Origin of the sequence: Chryseobacterium piscicola (genome assembly GCF_900156685.1) — a bacterium.
Classification (GTDB): Bacteria; Bacteroidota; Bacteroidia; order Flavobacteriales; family Weeksellaceae; genus Chryseobacterium; species Chryseobacterium piscicola.
The window spans coordinates 69,490-89,809 of record NZ_FTOJ01000008.1 but is presented as its reverse complement, the minus strand read 5'-3'; the positions used below and the strand labels follow the sequence as shown (position 1 = coordinate 89,809).

20 protein-coding genes and 1 tRNA gene are annotated in these 20,320 nt (G+C 34.1%); 7 read left to right on the top strand and 14 right to left on the bottom strand.

Annotation, left to right across the window (positions count from 1 at the left end):
* Nucleotides 1-79: 79 nt before the first annotated feature.
* The 5 genes from BW939_RS12300 to BW939_RS15955 form a co-directional block, all read right to left on the bottom strand.
* Nucleotides 80-691 (bottom strand): YceI family protein, encoded by a 612-nt coding sequence (locus BW939_RS12300; protein ID WP_076452310.1) that lies wholly within the window; start codon nucleotides 689-691, stop codon nucleotides 80-82.
* Nucleotides 692-770: 79 nt separating this feature from the next.
* Nucleotides 771-1,337 carry a YceI family protein gene (locus BW939_RS12295; protein WP_076452309.1) on the bottom strand — a complete coding sequence of 189 codons (567 nt, stop codon included), beginning with the start codon at nucleotides 1,335-1,337 and terminating at the stop codon, nucleotides 771-773.
* A gap of 142 nt (nucleotides 1,338-1,479) precedes the next feature.
* Entirely contained in the window at nucleotides 1,480-2,529 is a 1,050-nt protein-coding gene (locus tag BW939_RS12290; RefSeq protein WP_076452308.1) for a glucokinase, read from the bottom strand.
* A 114-nt stretch (nucleotides 2,530-2,643) separates the two neighbouring features.
* Complete coding sequence (locus BW939_RS12285; RefSeq protein WP_076452307.1) at nucleotides 2,644-3,207, bottom strand: hypothetical protein; 564 nt, start codon at nucleotides 3,205-3,207, stop codon at nucleotides 2,644-2,646.
* A gap of 201 nt (nucleotides 3,208-3,408) precedes the next feature.
* A complete protein-coding gene (locus BW939_RS15955) occupies nucleotides 3,409-3,552 on the bottom strand; it encodes a hypothetical protein (protein WP_165787335.1) in 144 nt (47 codons plus the stop codon).
* A 120-nt stretch (nucleotides 3,553-3,672) separates the two neighbouring features.
* Between BW939_RS15955 and BW939_RS12280 the strand changes: the two genes are divergently transcribed.
* Nucleotides 3,673-4,815, top strand: coding sequence for a DEAD/DEAH box helicase (locus tag BW939_RS12280; RefSeq protein ID WP_076452306.1), 1,143 nt, complete (start codon nucleotides 3,673-3,675; stop codon nucleotides 4,813-4,815).
* A 3-nt stretch (nucleotides 4,816-4,818) separates the two neighbouring features.
* Here BW939_RS12280 and BW939_RS12275 read toward each other — a convergent pair whose 3' ends face one another.
* Both BW939_RS12275 and BW939_RS12270 read right to left on the bottom strand, forming a co-directional pair.
* Nucleotides 4,819-5,838, bottom strand: a complete 1,020-nt coding sequence (locus tag BW939_RS12275) for a helix-turn-helix transcriptional regulator (RefSeq protein WP_076452305.1) — start codon at nucleotides 5,836-5,838, stop codon at nucleotides 4,819-4,821.
* Nucleotides 5,839-5,969: 131 nt separating this feature from the next.
* On the bottom strand, nucleotides 5,970-6,302 hold the full coding sequence (locus BW939_RS12270; RefSeq protein WP_076452304.1) for a HopJ type III effector protein: 333 nt from the start codon (nucleotides 6,300-6,302) through the stop codon (nucleotides 5,970-5,972).
* A gap of 357 nt (nucleotides 6,303-6,659) precedes the next feature.
* On the opposite strand from BW939_RS12270, the gene BW939_RS12265 reads away from it, so the two are divergent.
* Nucleotides 6,660-8,051: an RtcB family protein gene (locus BW939_RS12265; protein ID WP_076452303.1), complete on the top strand. Its 1,392-nt coding sequence runs from the start codon at nucleotides 6,660-6,662 to the stop codon at nucleotides 8,049-8,051.
* Nucleotides 8,052-8,448: 397 nt separating this feature from the next.
* On the opposite strand, the gene BW939_RS12260 is transcribed toward BW939_RS12265, so the two are convergent.
* The 4 genes from BW939_RS12260 to rpsO all read right to left on the bottom strand — a co-directional run bounded on the left by BW939_RS12260 (nucleotide 8,449) and on the right by rpsO (nucleotide 13,162).
* A complete protein-coding gene (locus BW939_RS12260; RefSeq protein ID WP_076452302.1) occupies nucleotides 8,449-8,883 on the bottom strand; it encodes a cold-shock protein in 435 nt (144 codons plus the stop codon).
* A 329-nt stretch (nucleotides 8,884-9,212) separates the two neighbouring features.
* Nucleotides 9,213-11,420: a polyribonucleotide nucleotidyltransferase gene (locus tag BW939_RS12255; RefSeq protein WP_076452301.1), complete on the bottom strand. Its 2,208-nt coding sequence runs from the start codon at nucleotides 11,418-11,420 to the stop codon at nucleotides 9,213-9,215.
* A gap of 159 nt (nucleotides 11,421-11,579) precedes the next feature.
* Complete coding sequence (locus tag BW939_RS12250; RefSeq protein ID WP_076452300.1) at nucleotides 11,580-12,677, bottom strand: acyloxyacyl hydrolase; 1,098 nt, start codon at nucleotides 12,675-12,677, stop codon at nucleotides 11,580-11,582.
* Between the two features lie 215 nt (nucleotides 12,678-12,892).
* A complete protein-coding gene (gene rpsO / locus BW939_RS12245; protein ID WP_076452299.1) occupies nucleotides 12,893-13,162 on the bottom strand; it encodes a 30S ribosomal protein S15 in 270 nt (89 codons plus the stop codon).
* Between the two features lie 166 nt (nucleotides 13,163-13,328).
* On the opposite strand from rpsO, the gene BW939_RS12240 reads away from it, so the two are divergent.
* From BW939_RS12240 to BW939_RS12230, 3 genes are all read left to right on the top strand, one after another.
* The gene (locus tag BW939_RS12240; RefSeq protein ID WP_076452298.1) at nucleotides 13,329-13,874 is read left to right on the top strand and encodes a pyruvate decarboxylase; all 546 of its coding nucleotides are present in this window, start codon (nucleotides 13,329-13,331) and stop codon (nucleotides 13,872-13,874) included.
* A gap of 84 nt (nucleotides 13,875-13,958) precedes the next feature.
* Nucleotides 13,959-15,281, top strand: coding sequence for a magnesium transporter (gene mgtE / locus BW939_RS12235; RefSeq protein WP_076452297.1), 1,323 nt, complete (start codon nucleotides 13,959-13,961; stop codon nucleotides 15,279-15,281).
* Between the two features lie 25 nt (nucleotides 15,282-15,306).
* A complete protein-coding gene (locus BW939_RS12230) occupies nucleotides 15,307-16,032 on the top strand; it encodes an ABC transporter substrate-binding protein (RefSeq protein WP_076452296.1) in 726 nt (241 codons plus the stop codon).
* Nucleotides 16,033-16,315: 283 nt separating this feature from the next.
* Here the strand turns inward: BW939_RS12230 and BW939_RS12225 are convergent, their stop codons facing one another.
* On the bottom strand, nucleotides 16,316-16,765 hold the full coding sequence (locus tag BW939_RS12225; protein ID WP_076452295.1) for a GAF domain-containing protein: 450 nt from the start codon (nucleotides 16,763-16,765) through the stop codon (nucleotides 16,316-16,318).
* Nucleotides 16,766-16,778: 13 nt separating this feature from the next.
* A complete protein-coding gene (locus tag BW939_RS12220) occupies nucleotides 16,779-18,206 on the bottom strand; it encodes a nicotinate-nucleotide adenylyltransferase (RefSeq protein WP_076452294.1) in 1,428 nt (475 codons plus the stop codon).
* A 55-nt stretch (nucleotides 18,207-18,261) separates the two neighbouring features.
* On the opposite strand from BW939_RS12220, the gene BW939_RS12215 reads away from it, so the two are divergent.
* Both BW939_RS12215 and BW939_RS12210 read left to right on the top strand, forming a co-directional pair.
* Entirely contained in the window at nucleotides 18,262-19,023 is a 762-nt protein-coding gene (locus BW939_RS12215; protein ID WP_076452293.1) for an MBL fold metallo-hydrolase, read from the top strand.
* A gap of 81 nt (nucleotides 19,024-19,104) precedes the next feature.
* Nucleotides 19,105-19,186, top strand: a tRNA-Leu gene (locus BW939_RS12210).
* A gap of 300 nt (nucleotides 19,187-19,486) precedes the next feature.
* Here BW939_RS12210 and BW939_RS16190 read toward each other — a convergent pair.
* Nucleotides 19,487-19,657: a transposase gene (locus BW939_RS16190; RefSeq protein WP_159439270.1), complete on the bottom strand. Its 171-nt coding sequence runs from the start codon at nucleotides 19,655-19,657 to the stop codon at nucleotides 19,487-19,489.
* Nucleotides 19,658-20,320 lie beyond the last annotated feature (663 nt).

Here is a 20,320-nt window from a genome sequence, read left to right as displayed (position 1 = left end):
TGCGATTTAATAAAGCTAAAATAAAAAAAGGACTGCTAAATCTAAGCAGTCCTTTTTTTATTTATAAGAAATTTAACCTTTATCTAGGTCTTTCATTATCAACTTTAGCCGTTGAAATCTTGAATTGAATCTCCATCTCGTCTTTGATGAAATGATCTTTCAAAGAAGTTTGATAAAAAATCTTGAAATCTTTTCTATTTAACGCAAATCTTGAAGACTCTATTTCAACAGTAAATTGAGTAACGTGAGCGTTTGCGGGGAAAGAAATTGTTTTTCTAATTCCTTTGATGGTAATATCTCCCACGATTGTAGAATTGTACTCTTCGTTCGCTAATGGAATAATTTTCTTCAAATGAAATTTAGCAGTTGGAAATTTTTTGACTTCAAAAAAGTTAGTTCCTTTCAGCTCGTTAGTTAATTTCACCTGGTCTGCACCCGAAAGATCTGCCACTACAAGACTTCTCATATCGATGATAAACTCTCCGTCAACCAATACAGTTTGATCAAAATTAAACTTCCCACTTTTGAGTTTTAAGCTTCCATAGTGAGAGGTTGGAGCAGTTTTCACTACTTTGTGTCCCCACCATTTAATCTCAGAAGTGATTACTTTTGAAATTTTATCTCCTTTTTTCTGAGCAAAAACAAACGACATGCTCGCACACATCATAGCAAACAATAATAATCTTTTCATTCTTTTTTATTTACAATTCAACAAAAATAAAAAAAAGCGCAGAACTTCTGCACTTTTCTCAATATTTTTTTAGATAAAATTATTTTGCACTCACTTTTACTGTCATATCGATTTCGTCTTTAATGAATGCATCTTTCATTCCTGATTGATAAACTACATCAAACTTTTGTCTGTCGAATGAGAATTTTTTTGATTCTATTGTAACGATCCCGTTGGAATTACTGATTTTTGCTGGGAAAGAAATAGCATTAGTTTTTCCTTTTACGGTAAGTTTCCCCACAACTAGAGAACTGTACACTGCATCATTATTTTTTGTTACAGAAGTAATCTTAAAAATAGCTGTAGGAAATTTTTCAACCTCGAAGAAGTCTCCTTTTTTCAAATGTCCGTTCAATTTTGCCTGCCCTTCTCCAGAAAGATCGGTAGCATTAATTGTATTCATATCCAAGACAAAATTTCCACCAACAACTTGATTTCCTTTCATCACAATATCTCCAGATTTCACTTTAATTGTTCCATCATGAGAACTTGCTTCAGATTTTGCGATTTTGTAACCCCACCAATGAACATCTGAAGAAACTACTTTTTTTGATTGACCAAATGCAAGACCACTTGCCAAAACTGCAACTAGGAATATTTTTTTCATTTTTAAATTTTAACTATTTATTTTAATGTTGCAAATGTAAAAAAGAGCATCCAATATCACTATTATTACACTTTAAGAATTTCAATCTATCAGTATGAGTATTATCATAAAAAAACTCCGGCGGTATGCCGAAGTTTCTATTTTAATCTTGATGATAAGCGGTATAAAGTGCAATACCATTGATGCTCGTACTGTTTGATTTCACGAGATAAATCGGGATGTTTCGGAGCATATATTCCATTTTATCACTGATTTTAAATTTTTCGTAAAACTTATCTTTATCAATATACTTACTTACAACCTGCGAGATATCCCCAGCAATAATTAAACCTCCCGTAGCTTTCAATTTTAAGGTTAAACTATTGGCTTCTCTTGCCAGAAACTCTAAGAAGGTATCTAAAGCAATTTTGCAAATCATCACATCTTCTTCTGTAGCTGCTTTGTACAGAACTTCTACGAAATTCCCTTCATTCAACCTTTCAGAAAGCCCATCTGGCTCAGGATGCCTTTTTACATCTCTTAAAAATCTGTAAATATTAAATAATCCTGCTTTAGACAAAACATTTTCCCAACTTACGATTCCGTAAAGATTATTTAGAAACTGATAAAATTCTACTTCAATTGTTGTACGTGGAGAAAACTCTGAGTGACCTCCTTCTGTAGCAAAAGGCCTTAGATATTTACCATCAAAAAAATATCCTGCTTCACCCAAACCATTTCCTGGAGCGATGATGGCAACGTTTCCGTTTTCCAGATGACCTCCAGAACGGATGTCTTGCAACTCAGAATCTTCAAGAAGACCAATCCCATAGGCTGCTGCTTCCTGATCATTCAGCATATTGACTTCTTTAAAACCAAATTCATTTTTGAAATCTTCTACATCAAGATTCCAACCCAATCTTTCAGGATTACTTTTCCCGTTCAATACAGGCCCCGGAACAGAAATTCCGAAACGATCTACTTGAGAAAGAGAATTTTCATCAAAAAACAATTTTACAATCTCATTCAGCGTAGGAAAATCTTTTGTAGTATATTTTTTCTGAATTTTCATTTCTAAACCTTCCCCTCCCGAAACATAGTAAGCAAGTACCGTTTCATCCTCACGAAGATTGGCTCCCAATATGGTCACATTCTCATTTCTGGTATTTTTTACTCCCGGCAAATAAAGCGGAAATTTCGGATTCAAGTTCATAATCACAAATTTTAGTAAATATAATAATTGTTTTGATATTTCAAATGAGATAAGAGAAAACCTTTTCGAAAATAGGAAAAGGTTTGTCTCTTAATTGTTTATATCTGGTTTTTTTTAGCTTCCAAGAGGGATATTGTAAGAAAATCCTGCTCCAATACTTCCCACATTGTAATCTTGCGAAGGAAGATTTCCTATACTTCCAGTAAATACTTTCTGATATTGTAAGAAAAAATTCCAGTCTCTGTTATGGTAACCTAGTTCTGGTTTTAGATAAAAACCACCATCTGGTCTTTCCGCACCTATAGATCCAGCTACATTTTTGTCTCCAACAAGGAAACCGTAACCTAAATCTGCACCAAAGTAAAACCCTGTTTGCTTAGGATAAATTCTGAAAAGAGCTGCTACAGGTACTACTCCAACATCATTGTTGTTATAGCCATTATTTTCTTTTCCGAAATAATGAGTATATCCTGTTGCGATACCCAAGCCAAATCCTGGTGTAATTAAATTCTGATAAGCTACATCTACACCTACTGCTGCAGAAGTGTTATCTGAAGGAACCGCAATACCAGCTGTAGCCCCTACTTTGATCATATTATTCATTGCCTTATCCTGAGCAGATACCAATCCGGCAGTTAATACTGTTGCTGCGATTAGTGTTTGTTTCAACGTTTTCATAATAATGAATTTTTTAAATTTTACTGGTGGGAAACTGTAAAAACTATGCCAAAAAATGTTTTTATACTTTTAAATACTGCTTTATTTGTTTTGAGAGAGGAAGATCATTTTCATTATTCATTTTAAATTACATCTATAAACCAACAGATTGCCACAAAAAAAAGACTGCCAAATGCAGTCTCAATATTTTTTGAAAAAATTTTAACTATGCCCTATCGGCTCAGGAGCTGGTTGTGGTTTTGATGTCTTTTTTTGATCTATCTTATCAGAAACTTTTTTAATGATAAATTCTACAACAATGGGAACTATCAGCGCAAGGGCTGCTTTTAAAATTCTAGATTTCATAATATTTATTTTCAAAATTGAATTACAATTTCTACGCCATAATTCTTTTATTTGTCACCAAATTTCGTAATGATATTTTACAACTTACAATAGCTTATCTTTGCAGCAAATATCTTTTTTATGTCATTTGAATCTCTGGGATTATCACACAACATTATTAAATCTGTAAACAAATTAGGTTACCTGAAGCCATTTCCTATTCAGGAGCAGGCTGTACCAATTATTTTACAAGGAAAAGATTTGATGGGAATTGCCCAGACAGGTTCTGGAAAAACAGCATGTTTTGTGATGCCAATTTTAGAAAAACTACAAAATGAAGAGATAAAAAAAGACCGTAATATACAAGTTTTACTATTGGTTCCCACGCGTGAGCTTGCCATTCAGATTGATGAAGTTTTCAGAGCTTTTACAGAAAATCTTAAACGTGAAGTACGAACAATGGCAGTTTATGGCGGAGTTTCTATCAATCCACAGATGAAGGGAATGTTTGGTGTAGAAGTTCTCATTGCCACACCTGGACGTCTTTTGGATCTAATTGAGCATAATGCTTTGAGCATTTCAAACATTCAGCATTTAGTAATCGACGAAGCCGACAAAATGTTTCAGCTTGGTTTTGGCGAAGAAATGGATAAACTTTTTGCCTTAATGCCTGCTGCGAAGCAAACAACTCTGTTTTCAGCGACTTTAAACGATAAAGTGTCTGAAATGAAAGAACGCCTTTCCATCAATCCCGTAATGATAGAAATTAAAAAGGAGGAAGTTGAAATAGAAAATATTGAGCAATTGGCTTTTCATGTTTCACCCGAAAACAAAGGCCCTTTCCTTCGTTATTTAATTAAAGAAAAAAAGGTTGAAAAAGCTTTGATATTTGTTTCATCCACAAGATCTGCCGATAATCTTGTTGAAAAACTGAAAAAAAATAAAATTAAAGCGGTAGCCATACACAGCCAGAAATCTCAGGGTGCACGAAGAAATAACCTGGAAGAATTTAAAGTTGACGGTGCTCAAATTTTGGTTGCTACAGATTTGATCGGTCGTGGAATTCACATCGAATCTTTGCCTTGCGTCATCAATTACGAATTGCCGCGCTCGCCTTTAGACTACATTCACCGAATCGGTAGAACAGGTCGTGCTGGCGAAAAAGGAACTGCTATCAACATTTTAACGGATGATGAATTGCAGCACTTCAGAGTTATTCAGAAAAAAATGGGCAAAAAAGTAACATTACAAAGAACCGAAGACATCAACTTACACGGATACTAAAAACTATCTGATGTTTTCTTCCGGCAAGACATGGTAATTTTCGTGTGCTTTTCTGATGCTTTTTGCGATTCGCTGTTTTAGTTTTCTGGGTGCTAGAACAGTGAGAAACTCTCCCATGCCCAAAATCATCCTTTCCAACTCAAAATTCAGCTGTACACATATTTTAAAGGTTGTTCCTGTTTCGTCTTCCCTCACCAATTCCTGAGAATGATGAAAAGGTTTGGTTTTCACATAAGGTGCATGTTTAGAATCTACGATAAATAATACATTTTGGGGACGCTGCGTTTCTGAAACAGTCGCTCCGATTACTTCGCCAAAATAACGGTCCGCATCAAAATCCTTATCAATATATTCTACACCATCCTCAATTTCAATTTCTTCCATTCGGTCTAAAGCAAAATTATAAATTGCATTATTGTGCCAGCAAATCAAAAACCATCGGTTATTATATTCCTTTAGCAATTGCGGATGAACCAAGAGGAGATTTTGTTCTCTTGCTTTGAAACTTTTATAGCAAATCTTCAAAACCTTCTTATTCAAAATACTTTCATAAAGAATATCGATGTGCTCCAATCCTTTCAGTTGCTCATTTTTATCTAAATGAATAATAGATTTTTGACTGGTAGAATGAATAGAATTTTCTAATTTCTGAATAACTCCATTCATATCTTTAAACATTGAAAAATCTTTGAACTGCTTTAAAATCTGCACTGCATTATTCATTGCCTTCAAATCATTTTCATTGACAGAAATTTGATGAATACTGTACTCCTGATCACTGTAACGGTAATATTTCCTTTCGTAAACCTCAATTGGTGCTTCATAACCCAATTTTTCACTCCGCATGTTCTGCAAATCAAGCTGAATCGTCCTTTTACTCACAAAAGATTCTTTACCTTCAAACTCAAACAAAGCTTCAGAACATTCGTTCATCAAATCTTCCAAAGTGTATTTTGTATACTTATTCTTCAGACATTTGTCTAAAGTTTTGTAGCGGATCAAAGCATTTTTGTTGGATGACATAAAGTGAGATTAAGAATGAGATTAATATTAACTGGGTAAAAACCCCTCCTTTCGAGAAATAACGAAAATTCTTAGAATTTTTGACGAGGTAGTTAATCTAGTTGTTATCCCTAGAAAGCTGTACTGCAAATTTACTTCCTCTTCAAAGCCTGCCCCTCAAAAGAAATCCCATCCCAACCATATTCAATAAAATTTCTGATATTCTGATGATCTGTTGCTTCAGGATTTTTCAAAACATCTTCTCTGTAAAATTCTCCGAAAAGGTTTAATGTTTCTTCTTTCGACAAATCATTCAATTTGGCAAAACTGAAAACTTTACATGAACCATTATTTTGGTTGGCTTCATTTACGGAATTTCCGTTTTTAAATTTCGTTGGGGTAAAATCGTAATGTTCATCAATAAAACTGATTACATTTTTAAACTGAATTTCTTCCGCTGATTTTTCTAATTGTTCAAATAACATATTTTTTATTTTTATTAAAATTGAAAAGACTTACAAATCAATTAAAGCTTTTGACTATAAAAATGGAATTAAAATCATTTATCCAATTCCTAAAAGAGAGTGATTTCCATTACATTTTAAAAGAATTCCCCTTTCCTTTACGGCTGGATTAAAGAAAATTCTATCTAAAATTTTATTCCCGAAAGCATTTCTGCTCTTATTCGCATATTGAGTTGCAACTTTCAAAAAGCAAAAGCACCTTGTAAAAATTTTGTGCCTTTTGTGGTTAAATAATTCCAAAAATAATCAAAATAATTTCATGTACGCAAAAAGATTGCGCAATTAGCCAATTACTTTGCAGTATCAAATAACAAACACATGAACACATTCAGTACAATCAACGGAAACGATTTAATCGAATTAGGTTTTAAGCCATCAAAATGGTTTAATGAAGCATTACAATACATTAATGAAAATCAACTCAACGAAAACAACATGAAAATATATCTTGAACAATTCAGATCACCCGATCCGATTCCTTTGCACACAGAGCCAAAAAATTTCGTCATCAACATCCGTCCGGAAAATGAAAATGAAATCAACAATGTGGAAAAAGTAATCAACACCATGAAAGTTTTGATGAAAACACCAACCTTAATCAACGGAGCCATTATGCCCGACGCCTGCCCTACAGGACCTGAAGGACAAATTCCTGTTGGCGGAGTTGTGGTGGCAAAAAATGCCATTCATCCAGGATTTCATAGCGCAGATATCTGCTGTTCCGTCATGTTGACAGATTTTGGCAAAGCAGATCCTAAAGATGTTTTAGACGCTGCGCATTCAATCACCCATTTCGGATATGGAGGAAGACCAAGAGGCGAACAAATGGAAATGTCTCAGGAACTGATGAATGCTTTCAGAGAAAATAACTTCTTAAATGATGAGAAATTAATCAGCATTGCCCGTTCTCACATGGGAACTCAGGGAGATGGAAATCATTTCCTGTTTGTTGGAATTTCCAAAAATACAGGCAACACAATGATGGTCACTCATCACGGATCCAGAGCTCCGGGAGCGGCTTTGTACGATAAAGGAATGAAAATCGCCAACCGTTTCAGACAGGAAATTTCACCAGAAACTTTAAAGGAAAACGCATGGATTCCTTACGAAACCGAAGAAGGAAAATCCTACTGGGAAGCCTTGCAGTTGATAAGAACATGGACGAAAGAAAACCACACGTCAATCCACGATGCCGTTTTACATAAAATGAACTTGGAAAAAGAAGACAGATATTGGAACGAACATAACTTTGTTTTCAAAGACGGAGATTTATTTTACCACGCAAAAGGAGCAACTCCGTTGGACGATAAATTCATGCCCGATATTACGGGACCAAGATTAATCCCACTGAATATGTCTGAACCTGTTTTGATTGTTCAGGGGAAAACCAATGAGAGAAACTTAGGTTTTGCACCTCATGGAGCCGGAAGAAATTTCAGCAGAACGCAGCATAAAAAATCTTTAGCTCATAAAACCATTGAAGAAGTTTTTGCAGAAGAAACTCAGGGATTAGACATCCGTTTTTTCTCGAATGAAATTGATATTTCTGAACTTCCAACCGCTTATAAAATTGCCAAAAATGTAAGAGCCCAAATCGAAGAATATGGATTGTGCGAAGTGCTGGATGAAGTGATGCCTTACGGATGTATCATGGCGGGTGATGTGGGAAAGAATGCTCCTTGGAAGAAAAAGAAGAAGTTTAGAAAATAATGAGGAGATTACGGGCTGCCGTAATCTTTTTTTATGAATTTAACTACATTTTCAAACTAAACGTATCCTAATCTAAAAATTTAGACACATTAAATAAATACAGTATTCATAAAAAGCTAATTTAGCATTAATGAAAAACCATTTATATTGGAAGAATTCACAAGCAATTGTTGTATCAATAAATAAAAATCAAGATATACCAGAATTACAGAATAATCTAATTAAAATCAAGAATGCGTAGTTAATTATGATTTTCTCTTCCAAAAACCCTATTCTCCATTACCAAGACAATATTCATGCATTCGTGGCAAATGCTTTATAAGTCGATCTTCATGGAAATTAAAAACAAAAAAAAGAGCTTCAAAACTGAAGCTCTTTTGTATGATTAATCCAAAGATTATTTTACGATTTTAATATCGATAGCTGAGAAGCCTTTTGGGGATCTCTCTTTTTCGTAAGAAACTTTATTTCCTTTCTTTAAAAGCTCAACTGAATTGTTGGAGTGGAAGAAAACATTTTCTTTAGAACGGTCTTCGGTAATAAAACCATAACCCTTTTCACTAAAAAACGTCACGATTCCTGTCTTTCTTAGTTCCTCCTCTTCAATAGGTGCTGCACCCAATTGGATATCATCAAGGCTAATTTCGATTTTCTCTCTGTTTTCTGGTGGTAAAGAAGTAAGCTGACCGTTTTCGTCAACATACATCAGCATATCATCGAAACTTTTACCTTTATCGTTATTGTCCTTTCGGTCTTCACGACGAAGTGCTTTTTCTTTTAATTTTTGCTGTTTTTTCTTAAAGTTTTCTTTTTTTGAAAAAGAATCTGCCATATATTTTAATAAAATTAATTGTTATTCTGAATAAAAAACCCTGCATTAAGGGCATTAGCTGAAAAGTCCGACTGTAGGCTTTCAAATTATTTTTAAAGATAAAAATAATACCTAATGAAAGCTAAAGATTTTTGATTTTTTTTCAGTCCTGTTTTTAGATTAACTCTAAAATGTCTTAAAAAATCTATTATCTTTTTGCAAGTAGTGTACAAAGATACAAAAAATTATCCGTTAAATAATAAATTGCTGAAATTCAATTAAATTTGAAATCATATTGCTAAAAAAAATCCCCCGAAAACTCGGAGGATTTGTATGATTAAGATTTAATCTTATGCTTCGTTCAAAGGCTTGTGTTCTCCTGGCTGGTCTTTACCTTCAGGATTTACGTTTCCTTCATTTCTCGGTTTAGGAGCTGGTCTTTCTGGTCTTGGCAACAAAACTTTTCTAGAAAGTTTCATTTTTTTACGGTCATCATAACCCATAAATTTCACCTCAACTTGGTCGCCTTCGTTGTAAGGAACTTTATCAAGACGAGCCCACTCTATTTCTGAGATGTGAAGTAAACCTTCAGTACCTTTAGCAATCGCTACAAACGCACCAAAGTCCATCACTTTCACTACTCTACCTTGGTAAACTTCACCGATAGTTGGTACGAAAGTAATTTCGTTGATTCTTGCAATCGCTTCATTGATTTTCTCTCTACTAACCCCAGAAATTTCGATTCTACCGATTTCGCCAACTTCTTCAATTGCGATAACTGTATCCGTGTCTTTCTGCATCTGCTGAATGATTTTTCCACCAGGTCCGATAACCGCACCGATGAAATCTTTAGAAATTTCTAGCATTACCATTTTCGGAGCGTGAGGTTTCACGTCTTCTCTTGGAGCAGAAATCGTTTCATTCAATTTATCAAGAATATGCAATCTTCCGTCTCTAGCTTGTAGAAGCGCTTTTTCCATAATATCCATAGACAATCCCTGGATTTTGATATCCATCTGGCAAGCGGTGATTCCGTCTGCAGTTCCGGTTACTTTGAAGTCCATATCTCCCAAGTGATCTTCGTCCCCTAAGATGTCAGAAAGCACTGTGAATTTTCCTGATTTCACGTCCGTTACCAACCCCATTGCGATACCAGAAACTGGTTTTTTGATTTGAACACCCGCATCCATCAATGCTAAAGTTCCTGCACAAACAGTTGCCATAGAAGATGAACCGTTGGATTCTAAGATATCAGAAACGATACGGATGGTGTAAGGATTTTCTTCTGGGATCATATTTGCCAAAGCTCTCTGAGCTAAGTTTCCGTGACCCACTTCTCTTCTTGAAGTCCCTCTCAAAGGTCTTGCTTCACCTGTTGAGAATGGAGGGAAGTTATAGTGTAGGAAGAATCTCTCGTCATAGTTTACCATTACGCTGTCTACCATATTCGCATCTTTCACTGAACCAAGAGTTACAGCAGTTAAAGATTGAGTTTCACCTCTTGTGAAAATTGCAGAACCGTGCGCTCCTGGTAAATAATCAATTTCGCTCCAGATTGGGCGAATGGTTTCTGGGTTACGACCATCAAGACGAATTTTTTCGTTCAAGATCATTTGACGCATCGCTTCTTTTTCTACGTCGTGGTAATATACTTTTACGAAAGGTGTTACTCTTTCCAATTCTTCAGCATTATCAACATATTGAGCTAAAAACTCTTCGCGTACCGCTTTGAATTTTTCTCCTCTTTCTTCTTTGCTAGAAGGTGATTTTGCTACTTCATATACTTTATCGTAAGTTTCTTTCCAAACTTTTTCGCGGATGGCTTCGTCGTGATTCTCGTGGCTGTATTCTCTTTTTGGTAAAGATTTGCCTACTTTTTCAGCTAATCTTTCCTGAGCTTCCACTTGTTTTTTGATTTCTTGGTGAGCGAACTGAATTGCTTCAAGCATTTCAGCTTCAGAAATTTCTTTCATTTCACCTTCCACCATTACGATAGAATCTTTAGTTGCGCCCACCATAATATCCAGGTCAGCCAATTTAAGATCTGCATAATTAGGGTTTACCGCTAATTTACCATCAATTCTTACAACTCTTACTTCAGACATTGGTCCGTTGAAAGGAATATCTGTAATCGCAATTGCTGCTGAAGCTGCAAGACCTGCAAGATCATCAGGAATAGATTGTCCGTCGTAAGAAATTAATGAGATCATCACTTGAACTTCTGCGTGGAAATCTTCTGGGAATAATGGTCTTAGAACTCTGTCTACCAAACGCATTGTCAGGATTTCCTGATCCGATGGTCTGGCTTCTCTTCTGAAAAAGTTTCCAGGGATTTTTCCACCTGCGTAGAATTTTTCTCTGTAATCTACTGTCAATGGTAAGAAATCTACACCATCTTTTGCTTCTTTGCTGGCTACAACAGTTGCTAAAAGCATAGTTCCGCCAATTTTTACTACTACAGATCCATCAGCCTGTTTTGCCAATTTTCCTGTTTCAATTGTGATTTCTCTGCCGTCTGCAAGAATAATCGTTTCTGTAATTGCTTGAGGTATACTCATAAATTGTTTTGTGTTGCACTCCGTATTGAGTGCTTTAATTAATTATATTTCGTCTAAAAATGTGGTGCAAATTTAAGGTATTATTTCTTATAATATCCAATTCTAAAGATTTAAGCAAGAATTTATCAGTTTTAAACTTTTAGATTTCAAATATTTGCATTACTTTTTATTTTTCTTTTTTGTAATAGTGTATCCTAGTTTCCATTCAAGATAATCTGCTATATGGAAATTTGAAGCTCTAATTCCGAAGGATGCAAACAGGCGGTCTGTAATCTGATATTGCAGTCCTATTTTCTGGAATATGATATCGTTATCATACTTTCGGGTAGATTTAAAAGGATAAACTCCCACCCCTAAATTTACATAAAGTTTCCCTATCAGCAATCTGTAAGATGGTACGATGCTCACCAATAATCTTTCGTGCGAAAACCGTTTTTTTTCGTACAAGGTACTATCAATCACATAACCTTGATGATTGTATTCTCCGTCATAATTTACGCCTACGCCCAACCCGTAAGCCGATTTATTTGAATATTGATGCAAGTATAAAAGATCTGCTCCGTAGACATTGTATTCAAACCCTTCATAAAGTTTAATATCATTGCGGTTTTCACCCTGATAAAAAGTATCTTTTCTCCCTCCAAAAACTGAAAATTCAAGTGTATTGTATTTTTCGGTAGGATGATAGATTGTATCTGATTTTATAGGCTTAATTCTTTCCGGATAGTAAATCAAACTTATTTGGCCAGCAGCCATATTCAAACCTTTATTGGGAACTTTCGTAGAACCATTGGAAAGATGATTTAATTTCAAATTTAAACCTAAATCAAAATTTTCATTGAGTTCATAAAACAGACCTGTACTTAAACTTATATACATATTGGTTTTAGCGCCAATAGAAATATTGTAAAACTGTTTATCATAATCATGAACATTTGAATTAAATGATATTCCGAAGTTTATTCCGTACATCCATTTCAATCTATCCCATTGGTTTAATTTAGCATTATAAATTCCATAAAAACCATACGGACTGCCCATATCTTTACCTTTTAAAAAATCTAAGGCAAATACCCCTATTCCGATTTGGGGATAATTAAAATACTCATGCCAATTTCTGCTACCGTTAGTTTGCTTCAAAAACTGAAAATTGTATCCTGAATAAGCTTTATGCCTGTAGAAATTGAGCGATTCGTTGGTAGGAATCACTCCTCCGTACTCTCCTGCGGCTGAGAATGCCCATTGATGAGGCTTCAAGCTATCTTTTTTTTGTGAAAACAGAAGAGGATTTAATAACAACAGTAGTAATAAAATATAAAATCTTTGAAACACGGGTATTTTATTTTAGAAAGTGGCAAATTTAACGATTAGGTTTTAAATAAAATATAAATTTACAGTAGTTTTAATTTTAAATCAATAAAAAAAGCAACCTCTTACGAAGTTGCTTCTTTATTTTTTGGAAATCGGATAGATTATTTTCTTAGACCAAGTTCAGCAATAATTGCTCTATATCTTGAAATATCTTTTTTCTTAAGATAATCTAATAAGCTTTTTCTTTTACCTACCAATTTCACCAAAGATCTTTCAGTATTGAAATCATGACGATTTACCTTCAAATGCTGAGATAAATGGTTGATTCTGAAAGTAAACAAAGCTACCTGCCCTTCAGCGCTTCCTGTGTCTTGTGCAGATTTTCCATGTTTTGCGAAAATTTCTGACTTTTTTTCTGTTGTTAAGTACATTCCAATATTGTTTAATGATTATTATGTAACGGGTGCAAAAGTACGACATTTTTTTGAATAAGAAAAAGCAAAACCACTTTTTGATTTCAAATAACAAAAAAAAACGATTAAAATTATAAAAAAACATATCTTATCTCACTAAAAGACAGTATTTTTGTAGTCATCAATGAGAAAAGAATTATTATTTAGCATTATCCTTATTTTTGGTTTTACCATCAACACCATTTCAGCTCAAAAACGCAGTGATGTTCAAAGCATTCTGTATTTCAATCCCGAGGTAGAGCCCGATGTTGAAGAAGTAAAAGAACCTACAAATCTCGCCTTTTTCAGTGCTGTTTCAGACAATTTGAGTTTACATAGAAAAAGTAAAATGCTGAAAACAGAAACTCAACTATCTTTTGAAACCACAGACCAGCAAACAATTTCAGATTATGCAATCAACAATGATGCAGATTTTGTGACCGTTTCTAAAGTTAAATATTTCAAAGTAGGTCTTGGGAAATATGTTTTTTCTAATCAGGTCATAGTAAGTATGAAGCTGTTTGATAAAAGCGGAAATCTAATCACAGAGTCCTCTTACGACACTTACAAAAAAAATATGCGAATGCTGGGTTCTGCAGAAAATTCTATAAAAATAGGAACTGCCGGAGCTTTGAAAACAATTCTGAAAAATCTAAGAAAAATAAAATTAGTCTCAGAAAACGACATGTAGAGTTTAAGAAATCCTTAAATTTAGGTATCACTGTGCTTTTCTTTAAAATTTGATTTATTTTTGCATAGCTAAAAATATTTCATCTTGAATCATTCTGACGAATTTAACTTCAACCCTGCCGATATCGCCGAAAGACTCAGCGAATTACCCGCTGACGAAAGACTGTTGGCATTTCTAAAAGTTCCGAAAGAATACAAGGCTGATGTTTTTTCACATCTTGATCCCGATTTTCAGGAAGAAACCATCCGAAGCATCACTAGTGCCGAGGTTTCTGAAATCCTGAACGCAATGACGCCCGATGACAGAACTTCATTGTTTGAAGATTTCCCTGATGAACTCATCAAATACTCTATCAATCATCTCAATCCTCAAGAAAGAAGAATTGCTTTGAAACTTCTTGGTTATGATTCTGATTCTATTGCCCGTCTTATGACACCTTACTACATTCAAATACGAAAAGAATGGACGATAAAAAGATGTCTTCAGCAAATAAAAAAAGTAGGTAGCAAAGTAGAAACAATGAATTATCTCTACGTTGTCGACGAAAGAAACCGTTTGATCGACGATATTGCTTTAGGAAGTTTACTTTTAGAGGAAGAAGAAACTTTAATTTCAGAAATAACTGACAATCATTTTGTTGCAATTACAACCACCACTACTAAAGAAGATGCAGTTCAATATTTTGAAAAATACGACCGCGCGGCACTTCCTATTGTTACCGAAGCCGGCGTTTTGGTAGGAATTGTGACCATTGATGACATTCTTGATCAGATTGAATCTCAGAATACCGAAGATATCCAGAAATTCGGGGGTGTGGAGGCACTTGATGATCCGTATATTCAGACGCATTGGTTTGAAATGATTAAAAAACGCGGTCTTTGGCTTATAGTACTTTTCTTTTTACAGCTTATTACCGCGTCTGTAATGGGTTTTTATGAAAATGAAATTGAAAAAGCGGTTGTTCTAGCCTTATTTATTCCTTTGATTATTTCAAGTGGCGGAAATTCTGGTTCGCAGGCGGCAACTTTGATTATCCGCGCCATGGCATTACAAGAAATCACAATAAAAGACTGGTGGATTGTGATGAAAAAAGAACTTCTTACCGGATTTATTTTGGGAACTTTTCTTGGAATTATTGGTTTTTTCAGAATTATGATCTGGCATAAACTCGGCTGGTTTGATTATGGCGACTATTGGTTTTTCATAGGCATCAGCGCAGGAATTTCTTTATCGATGATTGTACTTTGGGGAACAATTTCAGGTTCGATGGTTCCGTTTATCTTAAAAAAATTCAATCTTGATCCAGCAACTTCTTCCGCTCCTTTTGTTGCAACTCTGGTAGATGTCACCGGATTAATTATTTATTTTACCATTGCTGCCATGTTTTTAACCGGAAAACTTTTGTAATTTAGGCATTATCTAAAATAGCTCAATGAAGGTAATTTCTCTTGTTCCCTCTATTACTGAGGCTCTATTTGATTTTGGTTTAACGGAAAATGAAGTCGTTGGAAGAACCAAATTCTGCATTCATCCTAAAGAAAAAGTGAAAGATGTAGAAATCATTGGCGGAACAAAAAATCTTAATCTTGAAAAAATTAAAAGTCTACAACCTGATCTAATCATTGCCAACAAAGAGGAAAATGTGAAAGAACAAGTAGAAGAATTAATGAAAGATTTTGAAGTTCTCGTTACGAATGTTGAAACTATCGAAGACAATTATTATTTGCTCAAAACTCTTGGAAACATCTTCCATCGAGAAGAAAAAGCTCAGCAGTATAATTTAAAAATCTATGATGTTCTTCTAAATTCAAAAATAAATTCTCCGGTAAAAGCGGCCTATCTGATTTGGAAAAACCCTTATATGACGGTTGGTTCAGACACTTTCATTGATAAAGTTTTAAATGAAATCGGGTTTGAAAATGCTTTTAAAAACCAAAAACGTTATCCTGAAATTAAAGTTGAAGATTTGGCTACTGCCGATGTAATTATGCTTTCATCAGAACCTTTTCCATTTAAAGAAAAACATATTTTGGAGTTGAAAGAGTTTTATCCTGACAAGAAAATCATGATTGTAGATGGAGAAGCGTTTTCATGGTATGGAACGCATATTGCGAAGTGTGAGGATTATTTTAAAGAGTTGGTTTCGAAATTTAATTAGATTGAATTTTTGATTTTTTAGAAAATTTCCAAATATTATTCCGCAGTTTCGGGGCTTTCTTTTAATCATAGGGATACACCCTTCGCAGATGATTTATCCCTTTCAGGGCTTTTTTAATCCACAAAAAAAATAATTCCTTTAAAACAATTCCAACACACTGCATTTAGATTTTTATAAAAGCCTAATATTCTGAAAAAAAATAAAGCGGACCAAAGTCCGCTCCTATTGATAAAAAACCCAGATCTAAATCTGAGTTTATATTTTAAATTAAAATAAGATCAAATTACAAAATCTTTGAAACTTCATTGCAAAGCCATTCCAAAAGCTCTCGGTCTGCGTCTGTGAAAGGATCTACTGTGTGAGAATCAATATCAATTTGCCCTACGTTTTGTCCGTCTTTGAAGATGGGAACTACAATTTCTGCTTTGGTATCAATGGAGCAACTCAGATAATTGCTTTCTTCATTCACATCCGGAACTACGAAAGTTTCGTTTGAAACCGCTACCTGACCGCAAATTCCTTTTCCATAAGGAATGATGGTATGATCTGTTTCAGCTCCAACATAAGGTCCTAATTTCAATTCGTCTTTGTCTCCGTTTTTGAAGTAAAAACCAGTCCAATTGAAATAGGATATCTCCTGATCCAAAAGGTGACAAACTTTTTCAAGTTTCTCATTTGTATTATGTTTCGGACTTTCAAGTATAGAAGAAAGTCTTTTTTTTAATTCTGACATTTTATAAAATTTTTTATGAAAATTGTTTTAATGAAAGTTCTTTTTTGTAGCCAAACATACTTCTTTCTTTGATCATTTCTGCCACTCCTTCTGGGACCTGATTTTCCCAGCCTTCAATGTTGCAGGTAATTTTTCTCAAAATTTCTCTTGAGTAAATTTCCAGAAACTCCGGGTTGTAATTTTCAATATCTACAATCCTATTGTTTGTTTTGAAATATTTATATAGTTCTTTCAGATTATCACCTACTTTAAGGGTTGTAGAATTTAGGAGTTCTTGTGTTTCAGGATCTTTATACGGATAAAGATATACGCGCATTCCGTTTCTGAAGAATTTACCGAAAGCCTCCAATATTCCTCCTGAGAGATTTTTGTAATACTTCTCGTCAAACACCATCAACATATTGTTTACACCCATCGCTACACCAATATCGCCCGTAGTGTAGGTGGAGAAATAATCGATAAGTCTGTAATATTCTGAGAAATTGGAAATAATAACTGTATAACCTAATTTGCCTAAAACATCTACTCTATCTAAAAAGTCTCTTTCGTCAATATCTCCATCTGCACGCAGATTTGAGATGGTAATTTCAATAAAAATCTCTGTTTGCTCTTCTGTACATTGAGAATCTTTCATAAACATTTCTATACCACTTTTGAGCATATCAATATTTACTTTGGTAACGGGTCTGAAACTACCTCTTACCGCAAAAATATTTTTTTTGTACAAAAGATCTGCAGGAAGCATATTATTACCTTGAGAATTGAACACTACAGCATCTGTCATTCCATTTTTCACGAGCTGAAGAGACATGAGACGATTGTCTACATAATCAAAAACCGGACCACTGAAATCGATCATATCAATTTCTAGATTATCTTTCGCAATATCGTCGTAGAGAGATTCTATTAAATTTCTAGGGTTGTCAGAATATTTATAAGCTCCATAAATCAAATTAACGCCAAGATTCCCTAGCGTTTCCTGCTGCAAGGTAGCATCATTTTCTTTAAATTTCACATGAATAACAATCTCATTATACTGAGCATCAACCTCACTTTGAAATCGAATCCCTACCCATCCATGACCTCTTAAAGTTTTATCAAAATTAATTGTTGTAACGGTATTAGCATAAGAAAAATATTTTCTATTGGGATGGTTTTCTCTAGAGATACGTTCTTCAATAAGTGCTACCTCATATCTAAGCATTTTGCGAAGACGATTTTGGGTAACATATCTGTTTTTAACTTCTTTACCATAAATTGCATCACTGAAATCTTTATCGTAAGCCGACATGGCTTTAGCGATGGTAGATGACGCTCCTCCTGCTCTGAAAAAATGACGAACAGTCTCCTGCCCTGCTCCAATTTCTGCGAAAGTACCGTAAATAGTAGGATCTAGATTAATTGTCAATGCTTTTTGCTTGGGCGTAAGTTTCTGATACATTAGGAAGTGTAATTTTTTCGTAAATTTACCAAAATTAAACCAACCTCAAAAGAAAATGAAGTTGAAATTTTTAGGCACCGGAACCTCACAAGGAGTTCCCGTTATAGGATGTATTTGTGATGTTTGCATATCTACAGATCCAAAAGATACAAGGTTCAGATCTTCCGTAATGATTACTTCGGAAAAAGGTAAAAAAATACTGATAGATTGTGGACCAGATTTTCGTCAGCAAATGCTTACGAACAACGAAAAACATATAGATATCACACTTATCACCCACGAACACAATGACCATGTGATTGGGCTTGATGATATGCGTCCATTGATTTTTAAAACAGGAAGAAACATGCCTATTTATTGCCTTGAACGCGTGGGCAATGAAGTAAAAAACAGATTCCCATACGCTTTTGCTGATGTAAGGTATCCCGGAGCTCCCGCTTTTGATTTACATTCTATCACTAATAAAAAGTTTATATTTGAAGATACCGAAATCAATCCAATTGCAGTGAATCATCATACACTTCCTATTTTAGGTTTTAAATTTAAAAAGCTAGCCTACATTACAGATGCAAGTTCTATTGAAGACAAAGATAAACTGAAAGATTTGGATGTCTTAATTGTGAATTGTATTCGTAAATTTGAACCACATCCAGCTCATTTTATTTTATCAGATGTAATAGAGTTGCAAAAAGAGCTAAAACCAAAAAAAATGTACCTCACCCATATTAGTCATCATTTCGGGCTCTATAACACTGAAGAAGAACAACTTCCCAAAGGAATGCATTTTGCTTATGATGGACTTGAAATAAATTTTTAAACTTTTATTCAAAAATATTTTTGAGTTTTAATAAAACTTTCTATATTTGCACACCGATTTACAGCACACTGTAACATCAATGCCCAGTTGGCGGAATTGGTAGACGCGCTAGACTCAAACTCTAGTATCGAAAGATGTACCAGTTCGATTCTGGTACTGGGTACAAAACCGGAAAGAGGTGATAATTCACTTTCTTTCCGGTTTTTTTTGCTCCTAACTCATTTTAAGAATGAGTGGATCAATATCAAACTTGGAGACTAGGCAAAAAGCTTAGACAACCTAAACAAGAAAAATGCTTTATCTCGCACACCCCTTAATTGTAATCTGAAGTTTTTGATTTTGGCATTGAAAGATTGTTCATTCTACTTTATTATTTTTTTGAATTCACGATTACTTTGCAATTCGGCGGAAGCATTCGAGCTGCGTGCATCAAAATAATTGAGGATCTCCTTGTAATGATTCATTATGGTTTTTCTGAGTGTGAGAAAGCTTTAAAACCTGATTCTTCGAGTTCTTTAAACCAATTCCCTAACTTGAGCATCACCACAGATTTTTGAATGTTTTGATTGTAAATTTTGCTTAAACCGTCAGATAAATGGTATGCTTTTTCTAAATCAGGATAGTGGGAAAACAATATTTCAGCTAACTTATTTTGCTACACAGTCCATTTTTCTCTGTTTTTATAAAGTAAATTCCTGCTTCTTGCCAAAAGTTGCTTTCAGGTATCGCAATTTTCAAAAATTTCAATTTCGAGATTTTTTTCTCTTCTTTTGCTTTCGTGAGCAGATTGTTTTCTTGTTCAATAGCTTTCCAGCGGTGGCTTATCCTTAATTCCTACAACGCTTCTATGGCTCATTTATGAACGTGAAACCTGTCTGTAACCTATGTGGCATTGGGAAAACATCTTTTGGCAATGAGTTTCATAGAACCTGCCATATCCCGTTATTTGTATTTTCAAATAATATTATTATTCGCAAACCCAATATCAATTTAAATTCCAGCAATTAAATCTAGTTCGCCACGAAGCAACAACAAATCTTTTTAGCTAAAGACTTTTCGCAAATTACAGACGAGCTAATTTTCCATTTTCTAGAAAAAAAAAAAAAAAAAAAAAAAAAAAAAAAAAAAAAAAAAAAAAAAAAAAATTAAAAAAAAAAAAAAAAAAAAAAAAAAAAAAAAAAAAAAAAAAAAAAAATTTTTTTAAATAAAAACTTTTAGAAAATTAAAAAAAAGCTTTTTTTTTTTTTTTAAAAAAAAAAAAAAAAAAAAGAATCAACATTAAACTAAACAACAGAAA